The following is an 11,818-nucleotide window of genomic DNA, read 5'->3' on the forward strand; positions in this document are numbered from 1 at the left end:
CTCGTCTCACTTCGTTCCTCGGATTGACAATTCTTTGGTGTATCTTTGGGAAAGTATCGAGGGTCTTAAAGTTTTTTCAATTTGGTGTACTTGCAAAAAATTAAAAAGTGTGTAATAATATATACCATGATGAAAGATAATATTGAAATAATTTTAAGAAAAAATGGGCTAAAGGTAACGAAACCGAGAGTAGAAATTTACAAGTTTCTTAAGAGTACCTATTCTCACCCAACGGTTGAAGAAATTTTTAGTAATGTTAAACAAACAATGGACAAAATAAGTTATGCAACAGTTTATAATGTGCTCAATGATTTTATTGAAAAGGGACTTGTAAAGGAAGTTTCTACCTCGGAAGATGCAAAAAGGTATGATGGGCATATTGAACCACACGTACATCTAATTTGTAAAGTGTGTGGAAAAATTGAAGACCTTTATATAGATCTTTCAGATGTTGAGAAGGAAATTAAAGAAACCGGCTTTAAGGTTGAGGATATTGCCTTAAATGTTTACGGCATTTGCAAAGATTGCCAAAGTAAAGCCCACCATAGTATAAAAAGTAAATAAGTAGTCTATTAGCGCCTGTAGCTCAACGGATAGAGCAATGGCCTCCGGAGCCATGAATAGGAGTTCAATTCTCCTCAGGCGCGCCAATATTTTTGTGCCCCTGTTTATCAGGGGCTTTTTTGATTGTGCTTTTAAAAATTAAATTTATGCGTAAAATATAAAAACTTATTTTGGGAGGTTTTGATGGATGCCTTTGAAAAGATAAAAAGAAAAACAGTTGAGATAATAAATGAGGACGAATTAAAAGAGCGTCTTGCAAGTGGAAAGAAATTAAGAGTAAAACTTGGTGCAGATCCCACTGCCCCAGATCTTCACCTTGGACATTATGTAGTCCTTCGTAAGTTAAGGGATTTTCAAGAACTTGGACATCAAGTTGTTTTTATTATAGGAGATTTTACTGGGCTTGTTGGTGATCCGTCTGGAAGGTCAAAGACGCGACCACCCCTCTCAAAAGAGCAAATACAAGAAAATGCGAAGACCTATTTTGATCAGGTATTTAAAGTACTTGACAAGGAAAAAACCGAAGTGCGCTTTAACTCTGAATGGTTATCAAAAATAACTTTCGAAGATTGGTTTAGACTATGCGCCAATTTTACCCTTGCAAGGATTCTTGAGCGTGATGACTTCCAAAAACGTTTTTCGCAGGATATTCCCATATTTTTCCATGAATTGTTTTACCCAATAATGCAAGCATACGATTCTTATGCAATTGATGCCGATGTAGAACTTGGAGGAACAGACCAAAAATTTAATCTCATAATGGGAAGGCATCTACTTGAGGTTAAAGGAAAACCTCCTCAGATTGCAATTATTTTGCCAATCTTACGTGGGCTTGACGGAGTTCAAAAGATGAGTAAAAGCCTTGGAAATTATGTAGGGATAACAGAAGATCCAAAGACAATGTTTGGAAAAATTATGTCCATTCCAGATGACCTTATCTCAGAGTACTATTATCTTGTCCTTGATGTTGATGATGAAAAGGCAAAGGAAATAGAAGAAAGTATAAAAGAAGGAAAGGTCAATCCAAGAGACCTTAAACTTGAACTTGCAAAGGGTATTGTTGAAATTTTCCATGGAATTGATGAAGCTCAAAAGGCCTATGATAACTTCATAAAAGTTTTCAGTAAAAGAGAGCTGCCAGATGAGATGCCTGAACTTCATATTGAAGAATTTGTAGAAGATGGTGTTGTTGATATTGTGAATCTTCTTGTGAGCCTAAAAATCCTTCCCTCAAAAAGCGAGGTTAAAAGACTTATTGAGCAAGGCGGATTAAAAATAAATGATGAGAAGATTGAAAATTTTAAAGTAAAGGTAAATAACGGAGACATTTTAAGAGTTGGCAAAAGACAGTTTTTTAAACTCGTATTCTAAAGAAAATTTTAGTGCGATTGTTTTTAAAAACAGGAATTTTTACGCTGCAATTCTTGTTACAATTACGGCAGTTTTAGGTATTTCGAGTTTGTCTTCTGCGTTGCCTAAAATTGCACAGTCTTTTGAAATTGATGATGCCTCTTCGGGACTTATTCTTCTATTTTTTACTCTTCCTGGAATAGTTTTTTCGCCAGTTTTGGGGTTCTTTTCTGATAAGGTTGGAAGAAAAATTATTCTTTCAATTGCACTATTTATTTTTGGGCTTGGCTTTCTTGGTTATTTTGCAAATGATTTTAAAGCGCTTCTCATTATTCGCTTTGTCCAAGGCATTGGTGCATCAACTTTACTATCCCTTAATGTTGCAATCCTTGCTGATACATTTGAAGGGCGTGCCCTAAAATTTGCACTTGGAATGAACGGTGTTGTAACATCAATTGCACTTACTTTATTTCCAATTTTAGGGGGAGTACTTTCAGATATCAATCCAAGAAATCCGTTTTTGCTTTCACTTTTTTCTTTTGTTTCGCTTATTTTACTGCTTTTCCTTCTTGAAGACAGAGCTATAAAAAAGTCAGAAAATGAGATTAAAGTTCCAATAAGAAATGCCGTTAACGATGACCTTATTTTTGTATTTTTAGGTACAACTTTTACCTTCATAGTGCTTTATGGAGCATATCTTAACTATTTTTCATTTTTAGCAAAATATAGGTTTGAAATGTCATCAACTCTTACAGGTGTTTTTATCGGTATTTCTTCTTTTATTTCGGCAATAGTTTCATATAAAATTGAGCGTATTACTGAATTTTTCAGAGACGAAGTTGTATATGTAAGTGGTTTTGTATTTTATGCGTTGTCTATGATACTTTTCTACATTTCAAAAGATTACATTTTTCTTACACTTGGTTCTATGTTTTTCGGTGTTGCGCAGGGCATTAATATAACTCTTACTCCACAACTTCTAAATAAATTTTCAAAAGAGGAATTGAGGGGTTTAATAATGACAGCAAACGGTTCAATGGTAAATTTAGGGCAAACAATTGGACCACTTATATTTAGTTTTGCTTATAGAATGTTTAAATTAAATGGCGTATTTATTTTGGGCTTTCTTGTCTCACTTTTAGGTCTTATTTTAACTTTTAAACTTGCAGTTAAGAACCCTTCAAACCCTTAGCCAGTAGACTTTCTTTACCGATAGTATATCCGATTTTTATAATCTCCTCTTTTTTATCAAAATCAAATATATCAAAGTTTAACGGGATTTGAATTAGGTAATCTGCTTTTGCAAGCTCATCTATGTAGAGGGTGTCAAGCGTTATATCAAGTACCCTTAAAATAATATCAAATGCGTTTCTAAAGTTTTCTTTTCTTCTGAATGTTTGAAGTGGGTTTACATCTACAAGGATTACTTTTTCTGCTCCCATTTCCTTTGCAACATCAACTGGCGCATTACTTAAAATACCTCCATCTGCAAGAAGCATTCCATCTTTTTCTAATGGTTCAAGATATGGTGGAATTGCACCCGTTGCATACATTGCTTCATAAAGTTTTCCTGAATTTAGAGTGATGAGGCGCTCTGTAATAAGATCAACTGCAACGCAAGAAAATGGTATTTTTAAGTCTTTGAATTCTTTGTCTTGAGTTATATCTTTAAAGACTTTTCTTATTTTTCTTCCAGAGTCAAAACCCAACTTTGTAAAAAGAGGTATAAGAGACGTTTGCTGAACTACTGTATTAAGAATTTTGTTTTCCTTTTGTGAATAGAAAAAACTTCTAATTTCGAGAAGTTCATTAAAATCGAGTTTTGAAAGCATATTCTCAAGATCTTTTGCTTCAATCCCAAGTGAATACATTGCACCTATAATACCACCCATTGATGCACCAGTAATAACATCAGGATGAATTCCAATTTCTTCAAGGGCTTTAAGAACTCCAATATGTGCAAGTCCTCTTGCGCCACCACCTGATAAAACTAATCCTAATTTCACATTTACCTCCTAAAACTCTACTGTGAGTCCATCATATGCTGCAATTACTTCAATTCCATATTTATTTGAGAGTGACTCTGCAACTTTCTCAGGATTTGCTCGAAGCATTGTCATTCCGAAGTGAGTCATTATAACCTTTTTAGGGTTTGAGTATTTTATAAACTTTTCAACATCAGAAATTGATAAATGCATTACTCCTTCTTTTTCGGAAAGGCGAACCACATTTAATATTAGATAATCGGAGTCTTTATAGTAATCAAGAAGTTCATTGAAAAATAGCGTATCAACAACAAATGAAACAGTTTTTTCCTCAATTTCAAATCTTATACCGTATGTCTCTGCGGTGTGGTTATGCTTAAAAGAAGTAAATTTTATATCTTTGAATTCAAAAATACCTTTATGTTTTAAGGTAAAAATACCTTCAAGATATGGTTTTAAGAATGGAAGAATTACTCTATTTTCTGAATTGAGCGCTTCGTCTGTTGTAAAAAGAACCCCAGATTTTTTTAAGCCACCTTCTGTTATAGAATCAATAATTATATTTGCATCAGTTGAGTGATCGAGATGAATGTGCGTAAGAATAACTCCATTAACTGTTTCAATTGGAATTTTTGGACGAGCAGAGGCAAGTCTTAAGAGTGTTCCAGGTCCAGGATCCAAAATTAGAGTTGCATTTTTGCTTTTTATAACTGTTCCTGCTGAGTAGCGAAGTTGCTTTGCAACTACAAATCGTGCACCCGCAGTGCCTAAAAATTTTATTAATGCCATGATATAAAAGGGGGCTTAAGCCCCCTCAATATATGAATCCTATATGATCTTTTCAATTGCTTGTTTTACTCTCTTCAAGCCTTCAATAATGTTTTCTTTGGAAGTTGCGTAAGAGAATCTCAAATAGCCTTCACCATATTCACCAAATGCAGTGCCTGAAAGCGTGCAGACGCCTGCTTCATAGAGAAGATAATCTGCAAGTTCTTTTGAGGATTTTCCGACTTTCTTTACGTTAGGGAATGCATAGAATGCTCCCTTTGGCATCTTAACAGAGAATCCAGGGATTTCATTTAAACCTTGAATAATCAAATTTCTTCTTTCCTCGTATTCTTTTCTCATTCTTTCAGGCTCATCTTGTGGGCCACGAAGAGCTTCTATACCTGCCATTTGCACAAATGTTGCAACGCAAGAGAATGAATTTACAGCAACTCTCTTAAGTGCTTCAATTACTTCCTTATTAGCAACAGCATAGCCTAATCTCCAACCTGTCATTGCATAAGTTTTTGAAAATCCATCAAGAATTACTGTCCTTTCTTTCATGTGAGGAAGCGATGCAATACTTACAAATTTTCCTTCGTAAATGATTCTCGAATAAATTTCATCAGAAAGTATCATTATGTCATTTTTCTTTGCAATGTCTGCAATAAATTCAAGGTCTTCATAGGAAAGTATGCCACCTGTTGGGTTCGCAGGTGAGTTAATGACAATGAGTCTTGTTTTTGGAGTTACAAGCTTTTCAAATTCTTTCCTATCAAAGGCAAAGTCATTTTCTTCTCTTATGGGCATTGGTACAGGTTTTGCACCAACAAGCCTTATCGCCGATTCGTAGATTGGATAACCTGGATTTGGATAGATTGCTTCATCTCCCTCGTCAAGTAAGGATAACATCGTTCCAAAAATTACATCCTTACCACCTGGAGTAATGATTACTTCATCTGGTGTTACCTTAATATCTCTCGTCTTTGAAATGTATTCTGCAACTGCCTCTCTTAACTCAAGAATTCCCTGTGTTGGTGAATAATGGGTGTAATTTTCTTTAATTGCTTTAATTCCTGCTTCTTTTACATTTTCTGGGGTGTTAAAATCTGGCTCACCAATTTCGAAGTGAATTACGCTTTTCCCCTGTCGCTCAAGTTCTTTTGCTTTTGCAAGCATTTCAAAGGCAGTTTCAGTACCTGCTCTTTGAATCATCTTTGATATTTTCATTTTCTAAACCTCCATAAAATTTTGTTAAATTTCTTTAACAATTTATTATACAAATTATTGTCTAAATTTCAAACTTTTTTCTTGCCTGCTTTTGGTTCAATAAAAGGCATTTCAATCACTTCAAGTTCAAAGACCCTGTTCCCGTCTTTTATAATTAAACGTGTTCCTAAATCTCTGTACTCTAATTTTACATAACCTAACGCAAGGATTTCATTTCTTACAAACGACATATTACCCGATGTGATATGACCAATTTCATTGCCATCTTTGCTATAAATTTTCATTCCGTGTCGTGGTACTCCACCTGATAGCACCTTAAAACCTGTAAGTTTTCTTTTAATACCCTCTTTTAAGATATTTTCTAAGGCAGATTTACCAATAAAATTTTCCTTATCCATTTTCACTGCAAAATCCTGCCCTGCTTCAAACGGGTTTGTTGTCTCGTCGATATCGTTTCCGTAAAGCCAATAACAGACTTCAAATCTTAGGGTATCTCTTGCTCCAAGTCCCGCAGGTTTAATGCCATATGGTTTGCCTTTTTCAAGTGCTTCATTCCAAATATGAACGATATCAATAGGTTTTGCATAGATTTCAAAACCATCTTCGCCTGTGTATCCTGTTCTTGAAATGAGGACATTAACATTAAAGAGTTTTCCATATGTTGCCTTAAAGTATCCAAGTTTTTCAAGCGGAGTTTCTCCTTCAAAGTAGTTCTTCAAAAATTCTTCTGCTTTAGGTCCTTGTATTGCAACTTCACCGTAGTCATCTGTTTTTCCTTCAATTTCTACATTAAAATTCCCCTTATGGTCGAGTACAAATTTAAGGTCTTTTTCATAGTTTGAAGCGTTTACAACAAGGAGGACAAAGTTTGAGTCAAGATTATACACAAAAAGGTCATCAACTTCTCCCCCATGTTCATAACACATAGGTGTGTATTTTACCCTTCCAAGTTTCATATCAAGGACACTATTTGTAACTAAGTAGTGTGTGAATTTGAGTGCATCGGGACCTTTAATTTCAATTTCACCCATATGGGATACATCAAAGATTCCCAAAGCATTCCTTACTGCAAGGTGCTCTTCTTTTATGCTTGTGTATTTGAGCGGCATTTCAAAGCCTGCAAAGGGCACCATCTGTGCATTTAATTTGAGGTGCTCCTCATAAAGCGGGGTTCGTTTAAGATTTTCCATTTTATCCTCCTTTTAAAATTTCTCCATTTGAAATAACCGTTTCTACATAATTTTGTGCAACTCTGTAAGGAATTTCTTCGTAATGCCCAATATCAAGAATATTTATGTTTGCACGTTTTCCGACTTCCAAGGTACCAACTTCTTTTTCCATGTCAATTGCTTTTGCTGCATTTTTAGTTGAGGCAATTATTGCATCTTCAACGGTCATCTTGAGTTTCATAATTGCAAGCGTAATTATGAAGGGCATTGAAGGGCAAAATGATGTGCCGGGGTTAAAATCTGTGCCCAATGCAACTGTAAGCCCAATATCTTTCATCAATTCGTAATTTGGGTAGGTATCTTTACCAAGGAAAAACATCGTGCAGGGAAGTAGAACTGCTGTAACATTTGCTTCCTTCATTTTTTTAAGCCCCACTTCGTTTGAATGTACAAGATGATCTGCTGAAATTGCCTGTACCGCTGCTGCAACTTCTGCACCACCTGAGTCAGAATACTCATCTGCGTGGATTTTTGGTTTTAAACCCATTTTCTTTCCTTGTGAAAGAATCTTCTTTGCTTGTTCTCTTGTGAATTGTCCCTTTTCGCACCAAACATCATTAAAATCGGCAAGATCATTTTTTGCAATGATTGGTATTATATCTTCAACGACAAGCTCAACGTACTTTTCGTCTCTCATATGATATTCAGGAGGTATTACATGCGCCGCAAGTAGCGTTGATTTAATATTTATTGGAGTGTTTTCTTTGAGATATTTTGCAATTTTAAGCATCTTTATCTCTTCCTCGAGATTTAGCCCATAACCGCTTTTTATTTCAACAGTTGTTGTGCCCCAATCAACAAGGTATGAAAGATGTTTTTTGGTTTCTTCAAGAAGTTCTTCGAATGTCGCCTTTCTTGTATGGCGCACAGTTGAAATTATGCCTGTGTTTTCCTCTTTTAAAATCTTTGATTCTTGTACTCCCTGGTGCCTTAAAATGAATTCTTTTTCCCTTGTGTGAGCAAATATAAGGTGTGTGTGCGGGTCAACGAATCCTGGCATAACGACCTTGTTTGAAGCATCTATTTGGTAAGTGTGTTTCCCGATTCTAACACTTTTTATTACCTCATCCGATTTACCTACGGCAATGATCTTTTTGTCTTTTACTGCAACTGCGCCGTCGTGAATGAGCCCAAGTTTTTTGTCCTTCTCAGTTCCTTCTACTGTTGTGTCTTCAACAAGAGTTAACAACTCTTTTGCATTAAAAATAATAAGGTCTGCTAATTGAGTTTCCAACTTTCCCTCCTTATTCGTAGATTTTCATTTCAATAATACTTTCGGATGTGAGTTTTGGAAATCTTAAATAGAATGCAAGACTATCAAGGGCAGCCTTGAGTGGCATAAGTCCAACAAGTTCGCTTTCAACAACATTTACGCCATATCGCTCTGCTTCCATTTTTACAATCTCAAAAACCCTATAAAGGGGTGCCTTTTTATAATTCAAAACATTCATAGAAACCTGAGCCATTCCCTTTTCTTCTATATACATTCCTTTTGCCTGTATAAATCTTAAACCACCAGAACTTTCCCTTATGGATTTTGCAATTTTTTCTGCAATATTTACATCTTTCGTATTAAGGTATATATTGTAAGCGATGAGAAATTCTCTTGCACCAACTGCAACAACACCTGCAGTCGGATGCACTTCATTTGGACCAAAATCAGGTGCCCAATTTGGATCCTTAATCTTTTCAAAAAAGCCTTCAAATTCACCTTGCCTTATATTGGGAAGTGTTTTTCGTTCTTCTTTTGTTGCAGATTCCGCGTACAGATACACTGGCACTTTAAGTTCTTCTCCGATACGCTTTGCAAGTGTTTTACTTAACTCAACTGTTTCTTCCATTGTTATGCCTTTAATCGGCACAAATGGAATTACATCAACTGCTCCCATTCTTGGATGTGTGCCCTTATGATGCCGTAAGTCGATGAGTTCGACTGCACTTTTTGCAACAGAGAATGCGCCTTCAAGTACATTTGACCTATCTCCCACAAATGTTATAACTGTGCGGTTATGATCTGAATCCGACGAAACATCTAAAACTTTTACACCTGTTTTTTTGAGATTTTCAATGATTTGATTTATAACATCTTGATTTCTTCCTTCACTGACATTTGGAATGCATTCAATTATTTCGTTCATATTTCACCTCATTTTATATTTTACCATTCTTAGGTTTAATAGTCAATTAAAATGAAGAAAAATCTTCCCTTACTTTTAACAATCAATGCAAACAATTAGGCATTTAAATTAGCTTTTTGAAAATTAAGCAATAATGAGTATAATATTAATACATGGAGGCTTAAAGAGTTGGGTAAGAAGAGCATTGAAAAGGCAATCGAGGATGTGCTAAGGTCAAGAAAAATAAAGTATGACAAAATCAAGGAAGAAGGTCTTAATCAGTTTGTTGTCCATAACATTGGCGAGGAGATGAATATTGTTCAAGTTGATGATTTTGTCTCAGTAAAGATATCTTTGCTTGAAGAGGATGATGTTAAAAAACTTGCAAATATTCTTTACAGGCTTGGCTGGACTTATAAAAATTTCACCTACTCAAAAAAGAAGATTGAACGAATGACACTTTTTACGATAGATATTTATCCTTATGCCGACCAAACCTTTGAAAGTACAATTGATGACTTGAATACATATTTTAGAAGTATCAATCTTTCAAAATATCCTGTACAGAGCATTGAGCAATCCCCAAAGGAGTTTTTTCTAAACGAATATAAGAGTTTTCTACAAGTTCCAGAGAGTGAAAGAATTAATGCCCTTGAATCAATTCTTCAAATAAAGGAAAGATATTTTAGAAATGTTCGTTCACTTAAAACAATCAAAGAAAGGCTTGTTGAACTTAAGGAGTTTGCAATTGAGAATTCTGACGATGTCGATCTTGAAGAATTTTTCCTCCTTGACTTTGCAGCACTTTTTAGAGTGCTTGAATTGGGGCTTTTAAAGATGAGTTTGAAGGATTTCTTCGATAATTTTAGAGGAGAAATAAGAAAATGAAGATAAGTTTTATTGGTACAGGTACAATGGCAACTGCAATGATCAAGTCTATTATTGATGCAGGAATATTTGTACCACAAGATATTATGGGAAGTTTTCATAGAGAAAAGAAAGCCCAAGAGGTTAAAGAGGCTCTTCATATAAACACAACCACATCAAACACTGAGGCCGTTAAATTCGGAGATATAGTTGTGCTTTCCGTGAAGCCTCAGATTTTTGAGTCTGTTGCAAATGAAGTTAAAGATTACATTAGGGATACCCAGCTTATAATTTCGATAATGGCGGGAATTGATGTTGAAACTCTACAAAGAAATCTTCTTCACAAAAAAGTGGTTCGTTGTATGCCAAATACGCCTGCTCAGATAAGACAGGGTATGACTGTATGGACTGCTACAAAAGAGGTAGAGGATTCTGAAAAAGATGTTGTTAAACAGATTTTAACTTCAATGGGAAGCGAGATGTATGTGGAGAATGAAGTTTATGTGGATATGGCAACCGCACTTTCAGGTACAGGGCCAGCATATGTGTTTCTCTTTTTGGAATCTCTTGTAAATGCGGGAGTGCATCTTGGTTTCTCAAGGCGAGATGCAATGGAACTTGTATATAAAACAACTCTTGGGTCAGTGTTGTTTGCAATGCAGTCGGGAAAGCATACAGCAGAATTGAGGGATATGGTTACTTCTCCTGGAGGGACAACTGCTGATGCGCTTTATGAACTTGAAAAAGGGGGTTTTAGAACTGTTTTAGAAAAAGCGGTTTATTCGGCATACAAGAGGACTCTTTATCTAAAAGAGATTAACAAAAAGAAAGGGGGTTAAAAATGATTGAGTACGAAGTTAAACTTACAGCCTCACGAAAGATTCTCGAGAAGATTGAGGCTGAGATGGACTTTTTAAGTTGGTCAGTTACACGTCTTCCCCCAAAGAAGCTCATAAGCCATTATTATGACACAGATGATCTCAAACTTCTTTTCAAGAATCTTGCTTTTCGTTTGCGTGAAGAGGGTTCAAAAAAGACGCTCACATTAAAATCAAATGGGACATTTAATGCAGGAGTTTATGTAAGAGAAGAGAAAGAAATTGAGCTTGATCATGAGGATTTTTTGTCTAAAAGTTTTTTGAAAAGAAATTTTCCTGAAGTTTACGAAATTGTAAAAGATGACGAATTAAGGGAAGTAATTGAGATCGTGAATGAAAGGCATCCTATAGTTTTAAAGAAGAACAATGCTGAACTTGAACTTGATCTTGACTATTTGAATTTTGTAAAAGGCAGAAGGAAAGCAGAGTATTATGAAGTAGAGATTGAGTTAAAGAAGGGTTGTAGTGAAGATTTAATTGAATGTGCATCACTTCTTCAAAAACAATTTGATCTCAAGCAGGCATCTGCTTCAAAATATGAGTTAGGTTTGCGCTGCTTTAATGCAATCCCGGTACCATAAATTATTTAGGAATATAAGCTTTACTATAGGGGGCTTAAGCATCGCCCCTCTTTTTGATTTAATCACTTTTAACCATTCTTTAATAGGAAGGTTACTTTTTCAAAACTAATCCCAAAGTCAAAAAACTTTTGGGTAGAATCTACTTAGTACCTCCTATTTAGAGGTGGACTTTCGATTCTCCCCCTAACTACCCCTAAAAGGTGGAGATTTCTCAGTCGCTTTCGCTCCTTCGAAATGACAATCGATGGAAGA

The 11,818-nt window shown here is 35.4% G+C and carries 12 protein-coding genes and 1 tRNA gene; 7 read left to right on the plus strand and 6 right to left on the minus strand.

The features are described 5' to 3' along the window. Nucleotides 1-129 precede the first annotated feature (129 nt). From ACP5SP_RS06255 to ACP5SP_RS06270, 4 genes are all read left to right on the plus strand, one after another. The gene (locus tag ACP5SP_RS06255) at nt 130-564 is read left to right on the plus strand and encodes a Fur family transcriptional regulator (protein ID WP_424607019.1); all 435 of its coding nucleotides are present in this window, start codon (nt 130-132) and stop codon (nt 562-564) included. Nucleotides 565-575: 11 nt separating this feature from the next. Continuing rightward, nucleotides 576-650, plus strand: a tRNA-Arg gene (locus ACP5SP_RS06260). A gap of 97 nt (nt 651-747) precedes the next feature. After that, on the plus strand, nt 748-1,935 hold the full coding sequence (tyrS, locus tag ACP5SP_RS06265; protein WP_424607020.1) for a tyrosine--tRNA ligase: 1,188 nt from the start codon (nt 748-750) through the stop codon (nt 1,933-1,935). Further along, nucleotides 1,901-3,106 carry an MFS transporter gene (locus ACP5SP_RS06270; RefSeq protein ID WP_424586970.1) on the plus strand — a complete coding sequence of 402 codons (1,206 nt, stop codon included), beginning with the start codon at nt 1,901-1,903 and terminating at the stop codon, nt 3,104-3,106. Before tyrS ends, ACP5SP_RS06270 begins: the two co-directional genes overlap by 35 nt. Here ACP5SP_RS06270 and ACP5SP_RS06275 read toward each other — a convergent pair. The 6 genes from ACP5SP_RS06275 to ftcD all read right to left on the minus strand — a co-directional run bounded on the left by ACP5SP_RS06275 (nt 3,084) and on the right by ftcD (nt 9,261). Continuing rightward, the gene (locus ACP5SP_RS06275) at nt 3,084-3,920 is read right to left on the minus strand and encodes a patatin-like phospholipase family protein (RefSeq protein WP_424586969.1); all 837 of its coding nucleotides are present in this window, start codon (nt 3,918-3,920) and stop codon (nt 3,084-3,086) included. The genes ACP5SP_RS06270 and ACP5SP_RS06275 overlap by 23 nt on opposite strands. Before the next feature lie 9 nt (nt 3,921-3,929). Continuing rightward, nucleotides 3,930-4,688: an MBL fold metallo-hydrolase gene (locus ACP5SP_RS06280; RefSeq protein ID WP_424586968.1), complete on the minus strand. Its 759-nt coding sequence runs from the start codon at nt 4,686-4,688 to the stop codon at nt 3,930-3,932. 39 nt (nt 4,689-4,727) lie between these two features. Further along, nucleotides 4,728-5,894, minus strand: a complete 1,167-nt coding sequence (locus tag ACP5SP_RS06285; protein WP_424586967.1) for a pyridoxal phosphate-dependent aminotransferase — start codon at nt 5,892-5,894, stop codon at nt 4,728-4,730. 68 nt (nt 5,895-5,962) lie between these two features. Beyond that, entirely contained in the window at nt 5,963-7,084 is a 1,122-nt protein-coding gene (gene gcvT, locus ACP5SP_RS06290; RefSeq protein WP_424586966.1) for a glycine cleavage system aminomethyltransferase GcvT, read from the minus strand. Nucleotide 7,085: 1 nt separating this feature from the next. Then, a complete protein-coding gene (gene hutI, locus ACP5SP_RS06295; RefSeq protein WP_428076262.1) occupies nt 7,086-8,357 on the minus strand; it encodes an imidazolonepropionase in 1,272 nt (423 codons plus the stop codon). A gap of 10 nt (nt 8,358-8,367) precedes the next feature. After that, complete coding sequence (ftcD, locus tag ACP5SP_RS06300) at nt 8,368-9,261, minus strand: glutamate formimidoyltransferase (RefSeq protein ID WP_416084950.1); 894 nt, start codon at nt 9,259-9,261, stop codon at nt 8,368-8,370. A 168-nt stretch (nt 9,262-9,429) separates the two neighbouring features. Between ftcD and ACP5SP_RS06305 the strand changes: the two genes are divergently transcribed. The 3 genes from ACP5SP_RS06305 to ACP5SP_RS06315 are packed head-to-tail and all read left to right on the plus strand — an operon-like array spanning nt 9,430 to nt 11,566. Beyond that, nucleotides 9,430-10,128 carry a hypothetical protein gene (locus ACP5SP_RS06305; protein WP_424607026.1) on the plus strand — a complete coding sequence of 233 codons (699 nt, stop codon included), beginning with the start codon at nt 9,430-9,432 and terminating at the stop codon, nt 10,126-10,128. Continuing rightward, complete coding sequence (gene proC / locus ACP5SP_RS06310) at nt 10,125-10,946, plus strand: pyrroline-5-carboxylate reductase (protein WP_416084952.1); 822 nt, start codon at nt 10,125-10,127, stop codon at nt 10,944-10,946. Before ACP5SP_RS06305 ends, proC begins: the two co-directional genes overlap by 4 nt. A gap of 2 nt (nt 10,947-10,948) precedes the next feature. Next, the gene (locus ACP5SP_RS06315) at nt 10,949-11,566 is read left to right on the plus strand and encodes an inorganic triphosphatase (protein ID WP_424586964.1); all 618 of its coding nucleotides are present in this window, start codon (nt 10,949-10,951) and stop codon (nt 11,564-11,566) included. The last annotated feature ends 252 nt before the right edge of the window (nt 11,567-11,818 follow it).

It is taken from the genome of Caldisericum sp., from assembly GCF_049967455.1.
Taxonomy (GTDB): domain Bacteria; phylum Caldisericota; class Caldisericia; order Caldisericales; family Caldisericaceae; genus Caldisericum; species Caldisericum exile_A.

Bases quoted from the DNA above. Each gene is read 5' to 3' on its own strand.
- ACP5SP_RS06255 (WP_424607019.1), top strand. From the start codon at position 130: ATGAAAGATAATATTGAAATAATTTTAAGAAAAAATGGGCTAAAGGTA.
- tyrS (WP_424607020.1), top strand. From the start codon at position 748: ATGGATGCCTTTGAAAAGATAAAAAGAAAAACAGTTGAGATAATAAAT.
- ACP5SP_RS06280 (WP_424586968.1), bottom strand. From the start codon at position 4,688: ATGGCATTAATAAAATTTTTAGGCACTGCGGGTGCACGATTTGTAGTT.
- ACP5SP_RS06285 (WP_424586967.1), bottom strand. From the start codon at position 5,894: ATGAAAATATCAAAGATGATTCAAAGAGCAGGTACTGAAACTGCCTTT.
- gcvT (WP_424586966.1), bottom strand. From the start codon at position 7,084: ATGGAAAATCTTAAACGAACCCCGCTTTATGAGGAGCACCTCAAATTA.
- ftcD (WP_416084950.1), bottom strand. From the start codon at position 9,261: ATGAACGAAATAATTGAATGCATTCCAAATGTCAGTGAAGGAAGAAAT.
- proC (WP_416084952.1), top strand. From the start codon at position 10,125: ATGAAGATAAGTTTTATTGGTACAGGTACAATGGCAACTGCAATGATC.
- ACP5SP_RS06315 (WP_424586964.1), top strand. From the start codon at position 10,949: ATGATTGAGTACGAAGTTAAACTTACAGCCTCACGAAAGATTCTCGAG.